Annotated in this window: 20 protein-coding genes; 5 read left to right on the forward strand and 15 right to left on the reverse strand. The window is 72.2% G+C overall.

Features of this window, described 5'->3' with window-relative positions:
- Window positions 1-4: 4 nt before the first annotated feature.
- From O7597_RS29685 to O7597_RS29720, 8 genes are all read right to left on the reverse strand, one after another.
- Window positions 5-1,624, reverse strand: a complete 1,620-nt coding sequence (locus O7597_RS29685) for a thiamine pyrophosphate-binding protein (RefSeq protein WP_281581410.1) — start codon at window positions 1,622-1,624, stop codon at window positions 5-7.
- A complete protein-coding gene (locus O7597_RS29690; protein ID WP_281581411.1) occupies window positions 1,621-2,370 on the reverse strand; it encodes an enoyl-CoA hydratase/isomerase family protein in 750 nt (249 codons plus the stop codon). The genes O7597_RS29685 and O7597_RS29690 overlap by 4 nt, the downstream gene beginning before the upstream one ends.
- Window positions 2,367-3,725, reverse strand: coding sequence for an adenylosuccinate lyase (gene purB, locus O7597_RS29695; protein WP_281581412.1), 1,359 nt, complete (start codon window positions 3,723-3,725; stop codon window positions 2,367-2,369). The genes O7597_RS29690 and purB overlap by 4 nt, the downstream gene beginning before the upstream one ends.
- The gene (locus tag O7597_RS29700) at window positions 3,725-5,287 is read right to left on the reverse strand and encodes a class I adenylate-forming enzyme family protein (RefSeq protein ID WP_281581413.1); all 1,563 of its coding nucleotides are present in this window, start codon (window positions 5,285-5,287) and stop codon (window positions 3,725-3,727) included. The genes purB and O7597_RS29700 overlap by 1 nt, the downstream gene beginning before the upstream one ends.
- A 4-nt stretch (window positions 5,288-5,291) precedes the next feature.
- Window positions 5,292-7,301, reverse strand: a complete 2,010-nt coding sequence (locus O7597_RS29705) for a hydantoinase/oxoprolinase family protein (protein ID WP_281581414.1) — start codon at window positions 7,299-7,301, stop codon at window positions 5,292-5,294.
- A 70-nt stretch (window positions 7,302-7,371) separates the two neighbouring features.
- Window positions 7,372-8,202 (reverse strand): ABC transporter permease, encoded by an 831-nt coding sequence (locus tag O7597_RS29710; protein ID WP_281581415.1) that lies wholly within the window; start codon window positions 8,200-8,202, stop codon window positions 7,372-7,374.
- The gene (locus O7597_RS29715) at window positions 8,199-9,068 is read right to left on the reverse strand and encodes an ABC transporter ATP-binding protein (protein WP_281581416.1); all 870 of its coding nucleotides are present in this window, start codon (window positions 9,066-9,068) and stop codon (window positions 8,199-8,201) included. The genes O7597_RS29710 and O7597_RS29715 overlap by 4 nt, the downstream gene beginning before the upstream one ends.
- A complete protein-coding gene (locus O7597_RS29720; RefSeq protein WP_269741996.1) occupies window positions 9,065-10,024 on the reverse strand; it encodes an ABC transporter substrate-binding protein in 960 nt (319 codons plus the stop codon). Before O7597_RS29720 ends, O7597_RS29715 begins: the two co-directional genes overlap by 4 nt.
- A gap of 262 nt (window positions 10,025-10,286) precedes the next feature.
- Between O7597_RS29720 and O7597_RS29725 the strand changes: the two genes are divergently transcribed.
- Entirely contained in the window at window positions 10,287-11,132 is an 846-nt protein-coding gene (locus tag O7597_RS29725; protein WP_281581417.1) for a MaoC family dehydratase, read from the forward strand.
- Between the two features lie 33 nt (window positions 11,133-11,165).
- On the opposite strand, the gene O7597_RS29730 is transcribed toward O7597_RS29725, so the two are convergent.
- A complete protein-coding gene (locus O7597_RS29730) occupies window positions 11,166-12,215 on the reverse strand; it encodes a zinc-binding dehydrogenase (RefSeq protein WP_281581418.1) in 1,050 nt (349 codons plus the stop codon).
- Between the two features lie 71 nt (window positions 12,216-12,286).
- On the opposite strand from O7597_RS29730, the gene O7597_RS29735 reads away from it, so the two are divergent.
- Complete coding sequence (locus O7597_RS29735) at window positions 12,287-12,880, forward strand: TetR/AcrR family transcriptional regulator (RefSeq protein ID WP_269741999.1); 594 nt, start codon at window positions 12,287-12,289, stop codon at window positions 12,878-12,880.
- 7 nt (window positions 12,881-12,887) lie between these two features.
- On the opposite strand, the gene O7597_RS29740 is transcribed toward O7597_RS29735, so the two are convergent.
- The 3 genes from O7597_RS29740 to O7597_RS29750 form a co-directional block, all read right to left on the reverse strand.
- Window positions 12,888-13,178 carry a DUF427 domain-containing protein gene (locus O7597_RS29740; protein WP_269742000.1) on the reverse strand — a complete coding sequence of 97 codons (291 nt, stop codon included), beginning with the start codon at window positions 13,176-13,178 and terminating at the stop codon, window positions 12,888-12,890.
- Between the two features lie 135 nt (window positions 13,179-13,313).
- On the reverse strand, window positions 13,314-13,811 hold the full coding sequence (locus O7597_RS29745; RefSeq protein WP_281581419.1) for a metallophosphoesterase: 498 nt from the start codon (window positions 13,809-13,811) through the stop codon (window positions 13,314-13,316).
- 65 nt (window positions 13,812-13,876) lie between these two features.
- Window positions 13,877-14,458: a TetR/AcrR family transcriptional regulator gene (locus tag O7597_RS29750; RefSeq protein ID WP_269742002.1), complete on the reverse strand. Its 582-nt coding sequence runs from the start codon at window positions 14,456-14,458 to the stop codon at window positions 13,877-13,879.
- Window positions 14,459-14,523: 65 nt separating this feature from the next.
- Between O7597_RS29750 and O7597_RS29755 the strand changes: the two genes are divergently transcribed.
- Window positions 14,524-15,537 carry a hypothetical protein gene (locus tag O7597_RS29755; RefSeq protein ID WP_281581420.1) on the forward strand — a complete coding sequence of 338 codons (1,014 nt, stop codon included), beginning with the start codon at window positions 14,524-14,526 and terminating at the stop codon, window positions 15,535-15,537.
- 71 nt (window positions 15,538-15,608) lie between these two features.
- On the opposite strand, the gene O7597_RS29760 is transcribed toward O7597_RS29755, so the two are convergent.
- Window positions 15,609-15,869, reverse strand: coding sequence for a hypothetical protein (locus O7597_RS29760; protein WP_281581421.1), 261 nt, complete (start codon window positions 15,867-15,869; stop codon window positions 15,609-15,611).
- Between O7597_RS29760 and O7597_RS29765 the strand changes: the two genes are divergently transcribed.
- The gene (locus tag O7597_RS29765) at window positions 15,868-16,983 is read left to right on the forward strand and encodes a MerR family transcriptional regulator (protein ID WP_281581422.1); all 1,116 of its coding nucleotides are present in this window, start codon (window positions 15,868-15,870) and stop codon (window positions 16,981-16,983) included. The genes O7597_RS29760 and O7597_RS29765 overlap by 2 nt on opposite strands.
- A gap of 16 nt (window positions 16,984-16,999) precedes the next feature.
- On the opposite strand, the gene O7597_RS29770 is transcribed toward O7597_RS29765, so the two are convergent.
- Window positions 17,000-18,184, reverse strand: a complete 1,185-nt coding sequence (locus tag O7597_RS29770; RefSeq protein WP_281581423.1) for a hypothetical protein — start codon at window positions 18,182-18,184, stop codon at window positions 17,000-17,002.
- 197 nt (window positions 18,185-18,381) lie between these two features.
- Here O7597_RS29770 and O7597_RS29775 point away from each other — a divergent pair, with 197 nt between their 5' ends.
- On the forward strand, window positions 18,382-18,789 hold the full coding sequence (locus O7597_RS29775; RefSeq protein WP_281581424.1) for a nitroreductase family deazaflavin-dependent oxidoreductase: 408 nt from the start codon (window positions 18,382-18,384) through the stop codon (window positions 18,787-18,789).
- A 217-nt stretch (window positions 18,790-19,006) separates the two neighbouring features.
- On the opposite strand, the gene O7597_RS29780 is transcribed toward O7597_RS29775, so the two are convergent.
- Window positions 19,007-19,633 (reverse strand): DUF4291 domain-containing protein, encoded by a 627-nt coding sequence (locus O7597_RS29780; protein WP_281581425.1) that lies wholly within the window; start codon window positions 19,631-19,633, stop codon window positions 19,007-19,009.
- Window positions 19,634-19,727: the final 94 nt, after the last annotated feature.

The raw sequence follows: 19,727 nt of genomic DNA on the forward strand, positions 1-19,727 counted from the left end.
CCGGTCAAAACTTCTCCTGCACCACGTCGGGGCGTACCCGCACGTGCAGCACGGCCGGCCCGGTCAGCGGCAGCACCTCGTCGAAGGCGGCCTGCGCGCCCGCGTCGTCGGTGACGGTCCACGCCGGCACCCCGAGCGCGCGGGCCACCGCGGCGAGATCCCGTTCGGGGAACCGGGCCAGTTCCGGGTCGACCCCCCGCGGGGCGAGCTTGCGCACCTCCGCGCCGTACGCGGCGTCGTCGAGCAGCACCAGCAGCACCGGCGCGCCGACCCGGGCGAGAGTGTCCAGCTCACCGAGCCCGGTGAGCAGGCTGCCATCGCCCTCGAAGGCGACCACCGGCCGGTCGGGACGGCCCACGGCGGCGCCCACCGCGAACGGCAGCCCGACGCCGATGCTGCCGAACTCCCACGGCGCGACGAACGACCGGTCGGTGGCGGTCGAATCGAGCAGCAGGTTGGGCCAGCCGCCGAAGTGACCGACGCCCACGACGGTGGTCCGCTCGCGCGGCAGCCGGCCGGCGCAGATCCGGATGAACGCGCGTGGATCGATGCGGTCCGCCGTGGATGCGATGACCAGGCCGGCGAACGGGTCGGCGACCGCCAACTCGGCCGACAGGTCGGCGCTGCGCCAGTGCGGCCGGCGTACCGGCGCCAGCACCGCCGACACCGCCCGGGCCGTCTCACCCGCGTCGCCGAGTACCCCGGCGGTCACCGGCCAGCGCGCCCCGATCGCCGCCGGGTCGACGTCCACGCTCACCACCACCGCGTCCGGGAAGAGGGCACCGTGGTCGGCGGTCCACCTGTTGAGCCCGGCCCCTAAGGTGACCACCAGGTCCGCCCCGGCCAACACCCGCCGGGTCAGCGGCCGGGACAGCCCGCCGGCCACCCCCAGGTCGTACGGGTGCCCGGCGAACAGGCCGGCGGCCATCAGCGTGGTGGCGAGCAGGGCCCCACTGCGGTCGGCGAGTTCCCGGATCGCGGCGGCGGCCGACTCTGCGCCCCGGCCGGCGAGCAGCACCGGACGCTGCGCCGTACGCAGCCGTCGGGCCAGCGCGTCGACGTCGGCGGGAGCCGGCACGAGCGGTCGCGGCGCCCGGGGCGGCACCGGCGCCGGCCCGACCGGGCCGGGCGGCACCGCCTCGTCCGCGAGATCGATCGGCACGTTCAGCACCACCGGGCCGGGCAGCTCGCGGGCCGCCCGGAACGCCAACCCGACATCGCTTACGGCGGTCCCGGCGGCGGCGACCGGCACGAAGGTGCCCGCGGTGGCCAGCGCGTACGGCTGCTGGTCGAAATGCTGCACGTGCAGCGGGTCGCCGGGCGGGGTGTCGCCGGCGATCAGCACCAACGGGGTGCGGGCCTGCCGGGCAATGGTCAGGGCCGCCCCGGCCACGGCCAGCCCCGGCCCCTGGGTGACGGTGGCGACCGCGCACCGGCCGGTGGTGCGGGCGTACCCGTCGGCCATCATCACCGCGGCGTTCTCGTTGCGGGCCGCGACGAACCGCACCCCGTGCCGGTGCACCAGGTCGGCGACCAGGAACATGTTGGCGTCGCCGAGCAGCCCGAACACGGTGTCGACGCCGTGCGCGACGACGGCGTCGGCGATCGCCTCGAAGACCTTCACCGTGCTCCCCCGTCCAGGTAGCCGCCGGGCGGGCGCAGCGCCACGCTGAGCGCGCCGAGGTAGGAGTCGTTGGCCACCGCGTCGAAGCGGGGACCGGCCAGCCGGGCGGCACGCTTGGTCATCGACCGGCCGACCGCCGAGGTGGCGAGCAGCCGGTCGGTGATGCCGGTGACGGCGGCCGGCAGTCCGTCGGCGTCGACCACGGCCGTGACCAGGCGCAGGGCCAGCATGTCGGCCGGTTCGACCCGTTCGCCGAGCAGCAGCCAGCGCTTGGCCAGGTCGGCGCCGACCAGATCGGCGAGAATCGCCATGCCGCTCCAGGTCAACGGGATGCCGAAGGTCACCTCGGGAAAGGTGAAGTAGGCGCGGTCGGCGGCCACCCGCAGGTCACTGGCGAGCCCGAGGACGGCACCCGAGCCGATCGCCGGGCCGTTGAAGGCGGCGACGGTGGTCTGTTCCAGCCGGTACCAGCGCTCCACAAGCTCGGCGGTGCGCCGCTGGACGTACATGGTGGTCTCGGCGTCGAGGCCGGCCAGCTCGTGCAGATCGGTGCCGGCGCAGAACGCCGTACCCTCGCCGGTGAGCACCACCACCTCGACCGTGCGGTCGCGGCCGAGTTCGTGCAGCACGTCCTCGAAGCGGGCGAGCATGCGCAGGTCGAAGCTATTGCGCCGGGAGGGACGGTGCAGGATCACCCGGGCCAACCGGCCCGAGCGGTGCAGCAGCACCGAGTGGTCACTTGTCATGTTGACTCCGAGGTCAGGAGGGCTCGGTCGACGAGCGCGGCGGCGTGGCCGACGTACGACAGTGGGTCGAGCAGACTGGCCAGGTCGGTGCCGGGCAGGGCGGCGGCGACCTGCGGATCGGCGCGCAGCACCTCGGCGAAGGGCCGGTTCTGCTCCAGGCTGTCCCGGACGATCCGCATCACCAGGTGGTGGGCCTGCTCACGGCCGAGCGATTCGGCCAGGCGCAGCATGACCGCCTCGGAGAGCACCAGCCCGCCGGTGATGTCCAGGTTGGACCGCATCCGGTCCGGGTTGACACCGAGGTCACCGAAGACCTCGACCAGCCGTTCCAGGGCACCGCCGATGAGGATGAAGCACTCCGGCAGCAGCTTCCACAGCGTCATGCCGACGCCCATGTCCCGGTCGTCCTGGGCGACCATCGTCTGCAGGGCCAGCGGCACCTGGGCGCGCAGCGTGCCGGCGGCGGCGATCACCGCCTCGCACCGGATCGGGTTGCGTTTGTGCGGCATGGTGCTGCTGCCGACCTGGGTGGTCCGCTGCGGCTCGTACGCCTCGCCGACCTCGGTACGACCGAGGAAGTAGATTTCCCGGGCCAGCTTCTCGGCGCTGGCGGCGACCAGCCCGAGGACCATCAGGCACTCGGCGAACCGGTCCGACGTGGCGTGCCACGGGGTGTCCGCGACTCCGAGACCGAGTTCGTCGGCCACCGCCCGTTCCAGCGCGAACGCCTGTGGGCCGTACCCGGCCATCGTGCCGGCGGCCCCACCCATGCTTGTTACCAGCAGTCGTTCGCGCAGCTGGGCCAGCCGGGCCCGGTGCCGTTGCAGCTCGCTCTGCCACACCGCGCAACGCAGGCCGAACGTGGTCGGCAGCGCCTGCTGGCCGTGGGTGCGGGCCGGCATCGGGGTGGCCCGGTGACGCAGGGCCAACCGGCGCAGGATGCGTACCAGGTCGTCGACCTGGCGCTGCACGACGTCCAGGCCGGCCCGGGCGCGCAGCACGAAGCCGGTGTCCATCACATCCTGGGTGGTGGCGCCGAGATGGACATAGCGACCGGCGTCGCCGGAGCAGGCGGCGGTCAGCGCCCGGACCAGCGGCACCAGCGGGTGCACGGTGTCGGCGGCGTCGGCGGCGAGCACGGCGGTGTCGAGCCGGTCGAGCCGGGCCGCGTCGGTGATCGCCTGGGCCGCCGCCGACGGGATGAGGCCGAGCCCGGCCTGACCACGGGCCAGGGCCGCCTCGACGTCGAGCCAGGACTGCATGAGCTGGCGGTCGTTGAAGATGCCGCGCATCTCGGCATTGCCGAAGAAGCTGGTGACGGTCAACGAGTCCAGAAAGCACGAGCCGAGCTGCATCAGCGCTCCTCCTCGCCGGTGAGCAGGTCGAGCGCGGCACGCCGGTCGACCTTTCCGGACGGCAGCAGCGGCAGCCCCGGCACCGTCCGGATCAGCGTCGGCACCTTGTGCCGGGCCAGCCGGGCGGCGGCCAGCCCGGTGAGCCGGTCACGGTCGATCTCGGTACCCGCAGCGGCGACCACGACGGCGCCGACCTCCTCGCCCCAGCGCGACGACGGCACGCCGAGTACGCACACCTGGGCAACGGCCGGGTCGTCGAGCAGGGCCGCCTCCACCTCGGCAGGGCTGACGTTCTCGCCGCCCCGGATGATCAGTTCCTTGACCCGGCCGGTGAGGGTGAAGATCCGGTCGGCGCTGAGCGCACCCAGGTCACCGGTGCGCAGCCAGCCGTCGGAGGTGATCGTGGCCCGGGTGGCAGCTGGGTCGTCGACGTAGCCAGCGGTCACCGACTCGCCGCGCACCAGCAGCTCACCGGGGCTGCCGGTGGGCAACTCGGTCCGGGTGCCGGGAGCGACGACGACGGCGCACAGGTCCGGCACGATCCGGCCGACCGTGTCGCCCGGGCGACCGCAGCTTCCGTCGCCGGGGTCGACGCTTATCGTCGGTCCGGCCTCGGTCTGCCCGTAGACCACGGCGACGCGGTCCAGCCCGAGCACCCGCCGGGTCCGAGCGAGCAGCGCCGGCGCGCAGGGTGCGCCGCCGAGGAAGCCGACCCGCAGCGAGGACAGGTCGAACCGGTCCGGCTCGGCCTCGACGGTGTCGGCGAGCATCGTGGCCATCGTCGGTACGGCCTGGAGCACGGTGCACCGGTGCCGGGCGATCTGCGCCAGCACCGGGCCGGACCGGAACCGGCGGCCCGACACCCACAGTGCCCCGGTGACCAGGGCCAGCACGGCGCCGCTGCCGAGACCGGCCGCGTGCGCGAGGGGCAACGGCGAGGCGATCCGGTCGCCGGCGCCGAGACCGGCGGCGTCGGCCGTCCACCGCGCGTTGACGATCAGGTTGCGGGCGCTGAGCGAGACCATCTTGGCCGGACCGGTCGAGCCCGAGGTGAACTGGATGTTCAGGGTGGCGTCCGGGGCCGCCGCCGGGGCCGGGACCGCGTCGGTCCAGCCGGGCAGTCCGGCCGGGTCGTCGCCGAAGGCGTGCCAGCCGTCGGGACCGGTGCCCGGCGGCAGCCCGGCGACGGCCTGCACGGCGGTGGCCGGGCCGTCGCGGTCGCGAACCTGGTTGGCCACGAAGAGCCGACGCGGACGACTGCGGGCCAGCGCCGCGCTCAGCTCCGGGGTGCTCAGGCCGGGATGCAGGGTCACCAGCGCGGCACCCCGCCACGCCGCGGCGGCGAGCAGGACCAGCCAACCCAGGTTGTTCTCGGCCCACACCGCGATCCGGTCACCACGACCGACCCCGAGCGTGGCCAGCACCGCCGCTGCCCGGCCGGCCAGTTCGGCGAACTCACCCGCCGACACCGGTCGGTCCCACTCGTCGAAGGCGTACAGCGGACGGTCCGGTTCCCGGGCGGCGCGGTCCAGGACGAGGGCGTCGAGGGCGGAGGGGATCACCGGGTCACTCCTTGACGAGCAGCAGATTTCCGTGGTCGTCGACGTCGGCGGTCCAGCTGGCGCCGACCACCGTCGTGCTGCCGTTCTCCCGGATGACCGCCGGGCCCCGCACCGCGCCGCCGGGGGTCAGCTCGGTACGCCGCCAGACGGTGGCGTCGACCCAGCCGTCGGCCCCGTAGATCCGGGTGCTCCCGGGTCGAGGCGTGGCACCGGCCGGGGGCGCGAAGCGGACGGCGGGTCGGGGACCGAACGCGGTCAGCCGGCAGTTGACGATCTCGGCCGGGTGCCCGGACCGGGCGTACGCGTACCGCTCGGCGTAGGCGGCGTGGAACATCGCCACCAGCTCCTCCGCGGTCGCCGGCACCTCCTCGACGGGTACGGCCAGGTCGAAGGACTGGCCCCGGAACCGCATGCCGACCGACAGGCCGAAGGTGACCTGATCGGGTTCGACGCCGTCCTCCGCCTTGAGCTGTGCCCGCGCGACGTCACGCAGTTCGGCCGTCACGGCGCGTACCGCGCCCAGCCCCGCCTCGTCGGCGGGCACCAGCACCGTACGCACGTAGTCGTGCCGGGCCTGGGCGGTGACGAAGCCGAGCGCGGAGAAGTTGCCCGGCACCGGTGGCACCAGCACCCGGCGGATGCCCAGCTCGTCGGCGAGCACGGTGGCGTGCATCGGGCCGGCGCCACCGAAGGGCATCAGCACGAAGTCCCGAGGGTCGTGACCGCAGGCGACCGAGATCTCCTTGATCGCGCTGGTCATCTTGGTGGTGGCGATGGTGATGATGCCGTGGGCCAGTGCCAGGTCGTCGAGACCGAACTCGGCGGCGAGGCGGTGCACGGCGGCCCGGGCGGCGGTGACGTCGAGGCGTACCTCGCCGCCGAGGCTCTCCTGCGGATCGAGGTGGCCGACGACCAGGTGCGCGTCGGTGGTCGTCGGCTCGGTGCCGCCCCGCCCGTACGCGGCGGGGCCGGGGGTCGAGCCGGCGCTGCGTGGTCCGATCCGCAGTTCACCGCCCAGGTCCCGCCAGGCGATCGAGCCGCCGCCGGCACCGATCGTGTTGATCTCGACCTGGAAGGTGCGGTTCGGGTAGCCGGCGATCTTCCCGTCGTTTGTCATCAACGGGACGCCGTTCTTGATCAGGCAGACGTCGGTGCTGGTGCCACCGATGTCGCAGGTGATCACGTTCGGGTAGCCGGCCAGCCCGGCGACGTGGACGCTGGCGGCGACTCCGCCGGCCGGACCGGACAGCGCCAGATTGATCGGCAGCCGGCCGGCTTCCTCGGTGGAGACGATTCCACCACTGCTTGTCATGATCGACAGAGGGTGGGCGTAGCCGCCGGCCGCGAGCGTGGTGCCGAGCCCGCGCAGGTAGTCGGCGACCGTCGACCGGACGCTCGCGTTGAGCACGGTGGTGGTGAACCGCTCGTACTCGCCCTGCTCCGGCACCACGTCTGAGGAGATCGTGCAGACCAGGCCGGGGTGACGCTCGGCGAGCCGGGAGGCCGCCGCCCGCTCGTGCGCCGGGTTGCGGTAGGAGTGCAGCAGGCAGACGGCGACGGCCTTCGGCCCGGCGGCGGCCACCCGGTCCAGGACGGCGTCGAGGTCGGCGGTGTCCAGCGGCCGCACCACGCTGCCGTCGGCGCCGATCCGCTCCCGCAGCACGTGCCGCAGCCGACGCGGGGTCAGCGGCGCACGTCCCGCCTCCTTGACGCTGTAGAGCTGTGGCCGATGCCCCAGTCCCATCTCCAGGACGTCGCGGAAGCCCTCCGTCGCCACCACGCTGACCGGCTCGCCGGAGCCTTCCAGCAGCGCGTTGGTGACCCGGGTGGTGCCGTGAACGAACCGGTCGACCTCGTCGAGGCGTACGCCGAGCTTGGCCAGGCCCTCGAAGATGGCCGCCGCGGGGTCGTCCGGCGTGGAGAGGGTCTTGGCCTCGGCGAGCCGGGCGGTGGCCGGCTCGTACACGATGACGTCGGTGAAGGTGCCACCGATGTCGACGCCGATGCACAGCATGGCGAGCCTTTCGGTAGTGGTGGGTGCGCTGAGTCGGGCGGGACGTGGCCGGGTCACCGGGGCGGCCCGGTCAGAAGGTGACGCCGTAGCGGCGCAGGGTTCTGCTGCTGACGGCCCGCAGGATCCAGTCGAAGAGGTAGCCGAGCACGCCCAGGGCGATGATGCCGACGAAGACCCACTCGGTCTTGGCGTAGTTGCGGGCGGTCCAGATCAGCGAGCCGAGGCCGCTCTGCGCCGCCACGATCTCGGCGGAGACGATCGTCAGGAAGGAGTTGCCCATGGCCAGCCGAGCGCCGGTCACCACGTGCGGCACGGTCGAGGGCAGCACCACCGAGACCAGGGTGCGGGCCGGACCGGCGCCGAGCGCCCGGGCTGCCCGCAGCCGCAGTTCGTCGACCGACAGGACCCCGGCCAGCGTGTTGAGCGCGACGATGAACACGGTCGTGTAGAAGATCAGGGCGACCTTCGACGCCTCGCCCGGGCCGAGCCAGATGATCGCCAGCGTGACGAACGCGATCGGCGGCACGAACCGGAAGAACTGGATGTACGGGTCCAGCATCAGCCGCAGCCACGGCACGCAGCCCATCAGCAGCCCGACCGGTACGCCGATCACGACGCCCAGTCCCCAACCGGTCAGGATCCGGGTCGACGAGGCGCTCACCGAGCTCCACAGCGTGCCGTCCTGGACCAGCTCGACCGCGCCGCGCCAGGTGAGCAGAGGTGACGGCAGGAAGAAGGCGGTGTAGTTGCGGCTGACCAGGTCCCAGATGACGATGCCGAGCGCCACCGACAGGACCGACAGCCCGACCCGGGTCAGCCGGGGCCGGGTCCGGCGTCGGCGGGCCGGACCGGGCTCGGCGCGGCCGGTCCGCTCCGGGACGGTACGGACGTCCACGCTCATCGTCGCGTCCTCCTGTCCTCATCGGCGGCCCGGCCGCCGTTGTCGCCAGCGGCCTGCCTGGCGTCCGGCCCGTCATGCCCGTCGTCAAGGCCCTGGGCGCGCAGGGTCCGGGCCACCTCGGTGCCGATGTCCTCACGCAACCGTCGGAACAGCGCGGCGCTCGCCGGGTCGGTCAGGTCGCGGGGCCGGGGCAGCTCGCACGGGTAGACGTTCTTGATCGCCGCCGACGGACCGGCGGTCATGGTGACGATCCGGTCGCCGAGCAGGATCGCCTCGCCGATGTCGTGGGTGACGAACACGATGGTGGCGCCGGTCTCCCGCCAGATCCGGTCGAGTTCGACCTGCATCACCAGCCGGGTCTGCGCGTCCAAGGCGCCGAACGGCTCGTCCATCAGCACGACCGACGGTTCGTTGGCCAGCACCCGGGCCAGCTGGGCGCGCTGGCGCATGCCGCCGGAGAGCTGACCGGGGAACCGGTCGGCGCTGTGACTGAGCCCGACCATGGCCAGGTAGCGGTCCACGGCGCTGGCCCGCTGCGCCTTGCCGACGCCGCGCATCCGGGGGCCGAAGTCGACGTTCTGGCGTACGGTCAGCCACGGGAAGAGGGCCTCGGCGCTCTGGAACACCACGCCGCGCGACACGTCGGGGCCGGTGACCCGCGCGCCGGCGCAGGTCACCTCCCCACCGACCGGCTTGACGAACCCGGCGATCGCGTTGAGCAGCGTGGACTTGCCGCAGCCGCTCGGGCCGAGCAGGCAGACGAACTCCCCACCGGCGATGTCCAGGTTCGCCTGGCGGACCGCCACGAAGTCGTCGAAGCGGATGTCGACATCGCGTACGGACACCGGGGAGCCGGAGCGGTTCACACCACTCCCCTGACCATGACGGCCGCCGGGTCGGCCTTCTGGTCCACGATGTTGCTTTCCTGCTGGAACTGGGCGATCTCGTTGTAGCGGGCGATGTCCTCGTCGGTGAAGTCCCGGACCTGGCACTGCACGCCCTCGAGGAGGGACTGCGCCTCGGCCGCCGGAACCTTGATCGCCGCCTCGGTGACCGTGCCGGCCTTGGCCGGGTCGGCGGTGATCTGCTCGCACGCCTGGGCGATGGTGTCGACGACCTTCTTGGCGGTTTCTGTGTTGGCCTCGTACCAGGCGCCGTCGACGCCGATGATCAGGTTGTAGACGTATCCGATGTCTCCGCTGGTCAGCAGCACCGTGCCGCCGTTGGCGACGCCGCGCGACGGCCACGGCTCCCACATGATGTAGCCGTCGACGTCGCCGCGCTGCAGCAGTGCCGGCATCTCGGCGGGCGAGGCGTTGACGAACTCGACCGCGTCGCGGCTGATGCCCTCGCTGTCGAGCACCTTGTTGGTGGCGTACTCGTTCACGGTCCCCGGCACGACGCCGTACTTCTTGATGCCGGCGACGTCGGTGATGCCGGAGCGGGCGACGAGCTTGATGAAGCTGGGCGACTGGGAGAAGACCGCGAGTCCCTTGATATCGCCCCGCGTCGCCCGGTTGAGCAGGCTCGACTCGGTGCTGGCGGTGACCTGGCCCTGCTTGGCCAGGATGGCGTCGAGTCCGCCGGTGCCCTCCTGGTACTGGGTGACGGTCACGTTGAGACCGGCCTGCTCGAAGAGGTTTTCCTGATTGGCGAGGTAGATCGGCGAGTACGCCGGGTCGACGCCGACGCCGAAGTTGACGGCGGCGGAGGGGGCGGCGCTCTCGCCGTCGGGCTCCCCGGACGACTGGTTCTCGGAACATCCCGCCACGGCGACGGTCATCAGCAGGGCTGCGGCGGCGGCCCGCACTCGCATTCTCATGGCTACCCCAGACTTAAGCGGCTCATATTGTGGTCGTGGTTGCTTAATATGGGACGCTACTGTGAGGCGGTTTACAACGTCAAGAGTTTCGACCGATGGCCTCTAGACACAGACAGTAGCCAGAGTCGGGCAGGTGCCCCCAGCACGCATCGAGGAGACACCGACCGTGAAGTACCTGAACAACCCAGTAGACGCGGCGAATCCGGAATCTGGGTCGGAAGCAACGCCATCCGGGCCGGTGACTGAAAGTGGCGGACAGGCGATGCCATCCCGACTCTGCTCACCGAACTGTTACCCACGAACGACGACCGAGCGGGCGTGGACCGTCGCCGACACGATCCGCTACGCCCTCGGCGTCGGTGCCGGACAGACCGACCCCGCCGACGAACTCCGCTTCACCACCGAGAACTCCACCGGCCACCGGCACGCCGCGCTGCCGACCTTCGCCACCCTGCTCGCCGCCGAACCGCCATACCTCGGCGAACCGGCCGTCGTCCGGCACGCCGGTGAGACCCTGACCCTGCACCGGCCGCTTCCGCCCGCCGGCCACGCCCGCGTCACCGCCACCGTCACCGGCGTGTACGACCAGACCAGCGGGGCCCTGGTCCACCACCGCTCGGAGGTCCACGGCCTCGACGGCGCTCCGCTGGCCACCGTCGAGCGGGCCATGTTCGTCATCGGCGCCGGCGTTTTCGGCGGACGGCGCGCACCGGTCACCGCCGGGCAGCGGCCGGCGGGACAGCCCGACCACACCGCCCATCATCGGATCCGCGCCGATCAGGCCCTGCTCTACCGGCTCAGCGGCGACCGCAATCCGCTGCACTCGGATCCGGCCGTGGCCCGTGCCGCCGGGCTGCCCGGTCCGGTGCTGCACGGGCTGTGCACGTACGGCTTCGCCGCCCGGACGCTGCTGCACGCGGTGGCCGACGGGGATCCCGACCGGATCCACCGGATCAGCGCCCGGTTCAGCGCGCCACTGTTTCCCGGCGACACCCTCACCGTGCTGGTGTGGCGGCGGCCGGGTGGTGCGCTCTTCCAGGCGGCCGACGGTCGGGGCCGGCCGGTCCTCGACCGGGGTGTCTTGGAGCTGCGCCGCGGACCAGCGTGACGGCCGACCGGCAGGACGTCGCCGCCGACGGACCTACGGGACCAGGACGATCTTTCCCACGTGACGCCGGTGGGCGAGTTCGTCCTGGGCGTCAGCGGCCTGGTGCAGCGGGAAGGTCGTCGCGATGACGGGTGCGATCTCACCCCGCCGGGCCAGGTCCATCAGGAGTTCGAAGTGTGCGGGGGTGTGCATCGCGGAGCCGATCAGCTGCGCGTTGTGCAGGTAGAGGCGACGCACGTCGAAGCCCACCTGGTAGCCGCCGAGCGCGCCGGCGACGACCCATCGACCGCCGTCGCGCAGCAGGGGCAGACCCTCGTCCACGAGGTCGCCGGCGACGACGTCGAGCCCGACGTCGATGCCCTCCGGGGCGACGGCGCGGACCTGCCCGACGACATCCTTCGCGCGGTCCACCACGTCGTGCGCCCCCGCCGCGCGCACCGCGTCGATCTTTTCCCCGCTGCTGATGGCCAGCACCCGCGCGCCGCGTGCCCGCGCGATCTGCACCAGCGCCAACCCCACGCCACCGGAGGCGCCCGAGACCAGGACGGTCTCCCCTGGGCGCAGCCGACCCCGCTCGATCATGCCCAGCGCGGTGCCGTACGCCGTGGGCAACGCGGCGAGCTGGTCGTCCGTGAGCGGTGACCCGGTCATGTCGTGCACCTGCCATGCCGGTGCGGTCACGTACTCGGCGTAACCACCGTCGCGTTCGCTGCCCATCAGGCCGACCGGGTTCGCGTCCGGCCCGTCGGTGTCGTAGATCGCCGGATCGACGACCACGCGGCGTCCGACGAGGCCGGCGTCCACGCCGGGCCCGACGGACACGACCCGTCCGGCCACGTCGGCGCCCTGGATGCGGGGGAACTCGATCGGCCCCCGCCAGCCCGACCGCGCCGTCGGATCCCCCGGGCGGCCGTAGGCGCCCTCCCTGGTCCACAGGTCGGTGTTGTTCACCGCCACCGCGCTGACCCGGACCAGCACCTCCCCCGCCGCCAGGGCGGGCACCGCCACCTCCGCCTCGGTCAGCACGTCCGGCCCACCGTGCCGGGCGATCCGCATGGCACGCATCGTCGTCGGCACCGCCATGGCTGCCCCCTCCGCAAGTACACTGATCTGTGAACCACAACCGTACAGCGATCGGTGCGGAGGAGCCCCCGATGCCGGAAACGCGGGCCCGGACCCGGGCTGGCCAGCGGATCCTCGCGGCCGCCGAGGAGCTTTTCTACGAGCGTGGCATCACCGCCGTCGGCGTGGATCTCATCGCCGAGCACTCGGGTCTGACCAAACGGACCCTGTACAACCAGTTCGGCTCGAAAGACCACCTGGTGACCGCGTATCTCACCGAGCGCGACCAGCGCTGGCGCGCACTCGTGCGCGACACCGTCGACGCGTGCGATGATCCGGTCGAGGCGGTCACCGCACCGTTCGACGCGCTGCGGAGCTGGGGCAGGACCAGCACCCGCGGCTGCGCGTTCATCAACGCGCTCGCCGAACTGCCCGACCCGGCCCATCCCGCCCACCGCATCGCCGCGAACCAGAAGCACTGGTTGCTGGCTCTGTTCGGCGACCTCGCCACCGCGGCGGGCTGCGCGCGGCCCGTGCCTCTCGCCACCCGGCTCCTCGTGCTGCACGAGGGCGCTCTCGCCACCCGACCACTCGCCCTCGACACCCTCGGGGAAAGCACCGAGCTGGCACGTAACCTCGTTCGCGCCAGCCTCCGGACCGGCGGACGGGACGGCGCGCGACGATGATCCGACGTCAGTCGTCGCCGACGACCTTGACGTCCTTCCAGAACGCGACCCGGTCGCGGATCATTTCGGCCTCGGGCAGCGGCTGCGGGTAGTACCAGACCGCGTCCACGCTGGTCTGCCCGTCGTGCTCCAGCGTGTAGTACGACGCGGTGCCCTTCCACGGGCAGACCGTGTGGGTGTCGGAGTCCCGCAGCAGGTCGTCGCGGAGCGCGGCACGGGGAAAGTAGTGGTTGCCCTCGACCACGACGGTGTCCGGGCTCTCGGCGATGACCAGGTCGTTCCAGACGGCTTTCGGCATGTCTCCCAGACTAGGTCGGCGCACGGCCCGGCGGCGGCTCGTGCCTCGTCCGCAACGGTCGACTGGCGCTTGTCGGCGGCACGGCCGACCGCGCCGAGCGGCACGATTCGATGGGAGCGGTGTGGGGACGCGGCGCTAGCGCGGCACCTCGTGCAGCGTGACGGCGTCGAGCCGACCGTCGGCCAGTTCGGCGGTGAGGTACGTCGCGTACGGCTGACGGCGCCGGTCGGTCGGCGAGCCGGGATTGAGCAACCGCAGGCCGCCGGGGGCCTCGCTGTCCCAGGGGATGTGGGAGTGGCCGAAGACGAGCAGGTCGCAGTCGGGGAAGCGAGCCGCGCACCGCCGCTCCCGGCCGCTGGCCGGCCCGGTCTCGTGCACCACCGCGATCCGCATCCCGCCGATGTCCGCGCGGGCGATCTCCGGCAGTCGGGCCCGCAGGTCGGGACCGTCGTTGTTGCCGTGCACGCCGATCAGCCGGGCACTGCGCCGCTCCAGGTCGTCGAGCAGGGCGGCGCTGACCCAGTCGCCGGCATGGATGACCAGGTCTGCGGCGTCGACGGCGGCCCACAGCCCGGGCGGCAGGTCACGGGCACGTTTCGGCAGGTGGGTGTCTGCCATGATGACCAACCGCACCCGGTCAGCGTAGCCCCGCCCCGGCCCCGGCCCGCCCGCGTCGGACCACCCCACCGCCGAGGGGGTCAGACGCGACCGCGTACGAGCGGCAGGAAGACCTCGTCGACGATCTCGACCAGGGTCTCGTCGGGAACCGGAGGGGTGCCGCGCATCGCGTACTCGGCTCTCAGCAGCATCATCGGCGTCGCCGCGACCCGCGGGTGCACGGCCGTCGGCGGTGCCTCACCGCGAGCGACCGCCCGGTCGAGCATGGTCAGCCAGGCGCGGTCCATGGTGTCCGCGCCTGACCGTTGGCGCATCAGGTCGAGCAGCGCCGGGTCGTCCGCCGCCGCGGCCAGCAGGCTGCGCAGGACCGCTCCGTGCGGCGAGGACCACGTCTCGTTCGCCTTCCGCAGCATCTCGAGCGCGTCGCCCCGCAGGGTGCCGGTGTCGGGGTTCGGCATCGCGACGTCGGAGAGATGGCGGTACGCGGCGATGCCCAACGCCGCCCGATGCGGCCATCGGCGGTAGATGGCGTTCTTGTTGGTCCCCGCCCGGGCGGCGACCCGGTCCATGGTCATCCCCGCGTAGCCGGACCGGCGTAGTTCCTCCGCCGCCGCCCGCAGGATCGCCCCTTCCAGTTCCTCGCCCCGGCGTCTGGTGCCCATGCCTTGCAGGGTACTAGACGTACCCTATAAGGTACGCCACGTACCCTTTGGTGAGGAGAGCTGCCGTGCGCGTCTTCGGCATGAACTACGACACCGGCTTCGTGAGCGCCGGTTCCACCACCCACGAGCCGTTCGATCCCGAGACGGTACGGCGCGACCTGCGCGTCATCCGCGAGGAGTTGCGCTGCGACGCGGTACGCATCACCGGCGGTGTCCAGGATCGACTGGAGCTGGCCGCGCGACTCGCCGCCGAGACGGGGCTCGAGGTGTGGTACTCCCCCTTCACCAACGGCCTCGACCGCGCCGGACTGATGGCGTTCCTGCTCGACGGCGCCGAGCGGGCCGAGCGGCTCCGCCGTACCGGCGCCTCGGTCGTGTACCTCACCGGCTCCGAGATCTCCCTGTTCACCGACGGTTTCCTGCCCGGTCGCGACCTGGCCGAGCGGCTGGCACTGTTCGCGGATCCGATGCGGATGCGGGAGGCGGTCCCGGTTGCCCGAGCCGCCGTACGCGACTTCCTCGCCGAGGTGGTGCCCGGGGTGCGGGAACGCTTCGGCGGCCGCGTCGGCTACGCCTCGATCCCGCTGGAGGGTGTCGACTGGACGCCGTTCGACATCAGCGCCAGCGACGCCGGCTACCGTGACGCGACAAACGCCGCGGCGTTTCCGCAGACCCTGGCCGCGGCGGTGGGGCAGGGCAAGCCGTACGCGGTTACCGAGTTCGGCTGCTGCACCTTCCGCGGCGCGGCCGACGTCGCGGGCGCGACGGAGCCGGTGGAATACGACGAGCAGGGCCGTGCCACGCGGCTCACCACCGAGCTGGAACGTGACGAGCAGGGCCAGGCCCGCTACCTGCTGGATCTGCTGCGCGATTACGAGCGTGGCGGGGTGGAGGCGGCGTTCGTGTACACGTTCGCGAACCGGCACCTACCGACCACGGAAGACCCGGCGCACGACTACGACCTGGCCGCGCGCGGGATCGTACGGGTGCTGCCGGACGGCTCGTGGACGCCGAAGGCCGCCTTCCACGCCCTGGCCGAATACGGCCGCATTCGTGCGAAGGCCTCGACCTGCTCCTGACGCGCGGCAAGCGGTGAAATCTGTTCACCTGGTGCGCGCCGCGTTGACCCGTGCCGCCGCGTCGTGGAGCCTCAGGCGGCTCCGGCGGCGGCCTGCGCGTCCCACATGCTGACCACCACGCCGAACACGAAGAGCTGCACCGGCGTCGCGAGCCCCGGCAACTCGATCGCGATGTCGCCGCGCCAGACGCTGGCCCTGCGAGCTTCCCCGCGATCAGGGTAGGCAACAGGACCTGCGGGTGGCGCGCGGCGGACATCGGGCACCGCGACCGGCGACCACGCGGCAGCCAACCCTTGCTCCTCACGCGGCGTGATGCCCGATAGTCGTGCCATGGCGGAGCAACTGACCGTGGGACGGGTCGCGGAGCTGGCCGGCGTCAGCGTCCGCACCCTGCACCACTACGACGAGATCGGCCTGCTCGAACCGTCCACCCGCACCTCGGCCGGACACCGCGCCTACTCCGCCGACGATGTGGAGCGGCTCCGGGAGGTGCTCACCTACCGGCGGCTCGGCTTCGGGCTGCGGGAGATCGCGGAGCTGGTCGACGATCCGACCACCGACGCGGTCGCGCACCTGTGCCGGCTGCGGGGCCTGCTGATCGATCAGCGCGATCGCGCTGCCGCCATGGTGACGGCCATCGACGGGGAGCTGGACGCGCGAGCGAGGGGAATTCGGACGACACCGGAGGAACAGTTGAGAGTGTTCGGGACGCAGTTGTACGACGCCATCGGATCCGCCTACCCGGCGACCCGGCGCACCGAGCCACGGATCGCCGCGCGCATCTGGGCCGCCCTGGGTGACGCCCGGACGGTGCTGAACGTCGGAGCCGGCACCGGCTCGTACGAACCACCCGACCGCGACGTCACGGCGGTGGAACCGTCGGCGGTCATGCGGGCGCAGCGGCCCCCGGGCGCGGCACCGTGCGTGGCCGCGGCCGCGGAGCGCCTGCCGTTCGAGGACCAGTCCTTCGACGCCGCGATGGCGGTCAGCACCGTCCACCACTGGCCCGACCCGGTCGCCGGGCTGCGCGAGATGCGACGGGTGGCCCGCCGCGTGGTGGTCTTCACCTACGACGCCGACGACACCCGCTGGCGGCAGCGGTTCTGGCTCACCCGCGACTATCTGCCCGAATTCGCTGACCTGCTCGTCGGTTGGCCGTCGCTGGCCGACCTGACCGGCGCGATCGGCGGACGCGCCGAGCCGGTGCTGGTGCCGTGGGACTGCGTCGACGGGTTCTTCGAGGCGTACTGGCGCCGGCCCGAGGCGTACCTGGACGAACACGTCCGCCGCGCGGTGTCGGTGTGGACCAGGGTCGGACCGCAGGCCGAGCAGCGGGCGGTCAGCGGACTCCGTGACGACCTGTCCTCGGGTCGGTGGGCTGAGCGCAACCGAGACCTGCTCGCCCTCGACACGGCAGAGCTCGGTCTCCGCCTGCTCGTCGCCTGACGCCTCCGCGTCGCGATCAGGTGCGCCCATTCATGGCAGCCCGGATCCGCAGCCACGACGGGTCGCTGTCTGACGCGTCGGTGACCATCTCCAGATCATCCGACTGCCAGGTCCGGATTCCGTCGGTCAGGTCAAGCTGGTCCACCTCGATGACCGGGGCCTCAACGGTCCCGGCGAGGAACTCGGTGACCGCGGCGGCTGACGCCCCGGCTGGGCTGGTCCGTCTCCCCGACAGCACCAGAAGCGTGCCGCCGCCGGCGACGATCAGCTCGCCGGTGGCGAAGGCCGCCAGGGCGGTCACCCTCGACCCGGGTAGCACCTCGTGCTCGGTCACCTGTTGTCCGTCGATCTCGAACTCGACGACCGCACCCTCCGGCGTACCGATCCAGAGAACACCCGGCCCGAACGCGACGTTCTGGCGCGACCAGGCGTGCATTCCGTCCAGCCACTCCTGCGGGTACGGGTACCCCGGACTGGGCTCGCCGAGCACCAGGCCAAGCACCCGGCGCAGCGACGGGAACTCGAACAGCTCAAGTGAGTTGTCGTAGGCGTTGCCCCGTACCGCGAAATGCCGCCCGTCCGGGCTGAAGATCGGCGTCTCGTAGCCGTCGCAGTCGAGGATCAGCGCCCGCCGCATAGGCCGCAGCACAGCCTCGGTGTCCCGGCAGAAGAGCACCAGGGTGGCGCCCTGATCGCTCTGCAGGGTGGCCACCAGGCCACCGCCCGGGTGCGCCGCGACTCCGGTGTCCCATTGCGGGCCGACCGTGGTTGCGCCGGAGGCGATGTCGAGAACGATGGAGGAGCCCCAGCCGTCCTCGCCGCCGCCGGGCGACAGCCAGAGCGTCTGACCGTCCGGACTGAACGCCACATCCCGTTGGTGTGCGGTCGGCGCAACGCCGTCGATCGCAGTGGTACCCGAGGGAGTCCAGCAGACCGTGCTGGCGCCATCCACTACCACCAGCCGCGGCTCACCGGGATGCCAGGCGGCAGACGGTGTCCGCTCGAACCGGTCATGGCCCACGGCGTCATAGCCGGCCGAGTCCGCGCCGAAGCCGCCAACCTCACGCAACTGCCCGACCGCGTACTCCCAGATCCGGATCGCCGGGCGGTCGGCGTCCCAGCCGGCGATCAACGGCAGTCTGGGGTGGCACAGCAACCGATCGAGCGTGGCTTTGGAGGCCACCTGGGCCAAGGTTTCCACCGGCACACCGTACCGGCGCGAAGCGGATGCCCAGCCCGTCGGATCGAACCAGCGCGCCGCTGCGGGAAAGAGTGCGGCTGCGGCCGGCTGCGGCGTGGATGGCGCCACGGTCGAGGGGCGATTGTCAGTGTCATGGTGCGGCGGGACTGTCAGAATCGGACTCAACGAGCCGGTACGGAACTGGTCGAGGGGAAGACATGAGCGACTGGAACGACAAGGTCATCGCCGAGTTTCGCGCCAACGGCGGTCAGGTGGGCGGGCACTTCGCTGGCCAGCCGCTGCTGCTGTTGCACACGGTCGGCGCCAAGAGCGGCCAGCCCCGCGTACACCCGATGATGTACCAGAAGGTGGACGGTGGCTATGCCGTGTTCGCCTCCAAGGCCGGCGCGCCCACCAACCCCGACTGGTATCACAACCTGCTCGCGCATCCGCGCACGCGAGCGGAGATCGGCACGGACACGGTCGAGTTGGTCGCCCGGGTCGCCGCCGAAGACGAGCGGGAGCGGATCTGGAGCGCGCAGAAGGCGGCGTACCCGTTCTTCGCCGACTACGAGCGGAAGACCAGCCGCCAGATCCCGGTCGTCGTGCTGGAACCGGCACCGTAGCGAGCGACGATCGACGTCCAGGGACGGCACTCGGGAAGGCCCAAAGAGGACTCCACCAAGGTCCGGGTCAGGCTCGGGTGAGAATGGTGATGCCGCAACTGGAGGCGATCAGCACCGACCGCCAGGCCGTCGGGCGCGGTCGCAGGGTGGTGCCAGGGTGGTGGCGGCGGGCCGACCGCCAGGGCGCGGAACCGGGCGCTCAGCGTCTCGGCGTGGCTCATGGCGAGCCGCCGTCGGCGGCACCGGACGGATCAGCGCCGATCACGGCCCCGATCTCGGCCGGCAGCGGATAGACCCGCTCGGTGGGTAGCAGGGCTGCGGCACCGGCGTCATCGCCGGCGACAAGTCGATCACGTATCGCGTGCGCCAGGCCGGTCACCTCGGCGATGGCGACGATCCACTCGTCGAGGTAACGGTCGACCGCCTCGCCGGACAGCCCCACCTGCAACGACCGGTACGGCAGCGGTCCGAGGCGCAGCGACCGCTCGGGATCCCACTGCACCCGCACCGGACTGGTCTGCGCCCGCCGCGTCCACGCGGCACGGTCCGGGTACACGCTTCGGTCGAAGTGACTCAGGCCGGCTGCCGCCAGAGCCCACTCGAAGCCGCTGCGCCGGATCTCGACCGCCAGCACCCGCTCCTGGCCGGGCTTGGACGCCCACCCGCACCGATACATCATCCACAGGAACGACGGCTTGATCCAGGTCATCCGGTCCCGTTTGAACGGCGCCACGAACCGCCCGGCCGCCAGCGCCGGCACCGCGATCTCCGGCGGGTACGCCTGGTAGACGGTGACGGTGTCGGCGGTGTACCGAGCCCGAACCTGCCTGTCCCGAACGTCCACGCCCGAGATCATCGCCGATCCGGCTGGCGGTCATCCACCGGATTCCGGGTCCTGGTCACCGCGCTGACCTCAGCCGTGACGCCAGCTTTGCGCG

This window comes from Verrucosispora sp. WMMC514, assembly GCF_027497295.1.
Classification (GTDB): Bacteria; Actinomycetota; Actinomycetes; order Mycobacteriales; family Micromonosporaceae; genus Micromonospora; species Micromonospora palythoicola.

What these genes read in the sequence shown, in the direction of transcription:
- purB (WP_281581412.1), bottom strand. Translation starts at nt 3,725, where the DNA reads ATGCAGCTCGGCTCGTGCTTTCTGGACTCGTTGACCGTCACCAGCTTC.
- O7597_RS29735 (WP_269741999.1), top strand. Translation starts at nt 12,287, where the DNA reads ATGCCGGAAACGCGGGCCCGGACCCGGGCTGGCCAGCGGATCCTCGCG.
- O7597_RS29765 (WP_281581422.1), top strand. Translation starts at nt 15,868, where the DNA reads ATGGCGGAGCAACTGACCGTGGGACGGGTCGCGGAGCTGGCCGGCGTC.
- O7597_RS29705 (WP_281581414.1), bottom strand. Translation starts at nt 7,301, where the DNA reads ATGCTGTGCATCGGCGTCGACATCGGTGGCACCTTCACCGACGTCATC.
- O7597_RS29730 (WP_281581418.1), bottom strand. Translation starts at nt 12,215, where the DNA reads ATGGCGGTGCCGACGACGATGCGTGCCATGCGGATCGCCCGGCACGGT.
- O7597_RS29740 (WP_269742000.1), bottom strand. Translation starts at nt 13,178, where the DNA reads ATGCCGAAAGCCGTCTGGAACGACCTGGTCATCGCCGAGAGCCCGGAC.
- O7597_RS29750 (WP_269742002.1), bottom strand. Translation starts at nt 14,458, where the DNA reads ATGGGCACCAGACGCCGGGGCGAGGAACTGGAAGGGGCGATCCTGCGG.
- O7597_RS29725 (WP_281581417.1), top strand. Translation starts at nt 10,287, where the DNA reads ATGCCATCCCGACTCTGCTCACCGAACTGTTACCCACGAACGACGACC.
- O7597_RS29775 (WP_281581424.1), top strand. Translation starts at nt 18,382, where the DNA reads ATGAGCGACTGGAACGACAAGGTCATCGCCGAGTTTCGCGCCAACGGC.
- O7597_RS29720 (WP_269741996.1), bottom strand. Translation starts at nt 10,024, where the DNA reads ATGAGAATGCGAGTGCGGGCCGCCGCCGCAGCCCTGCTGATGACCGTC.
- O7597_RS29760 (WP_281581421.1), bottom strand. Translation starts at nt 15,869, where the DNA reads ATGGCACGACTATCGGGCATCACGCCGCGTGAGGAGCAAGGGTTGGCT.
- O7597_RS29710 (WP_281581415.1), bottom strand. Translation starts at nt 8,202, where the DNA reads ATGAGCGTGGACGTCCGTACCGTCCCGGAGCGGACCGGCCGCGCCGAG.
- O7597_RS29690 (WP_281581411.1), bottom strand. Translation starts at nt 2,370, where the DNA reads ATGACAAGTGACCACTCGGTGCTGCTGCACCGCTCGGGCCGGTTGGCC.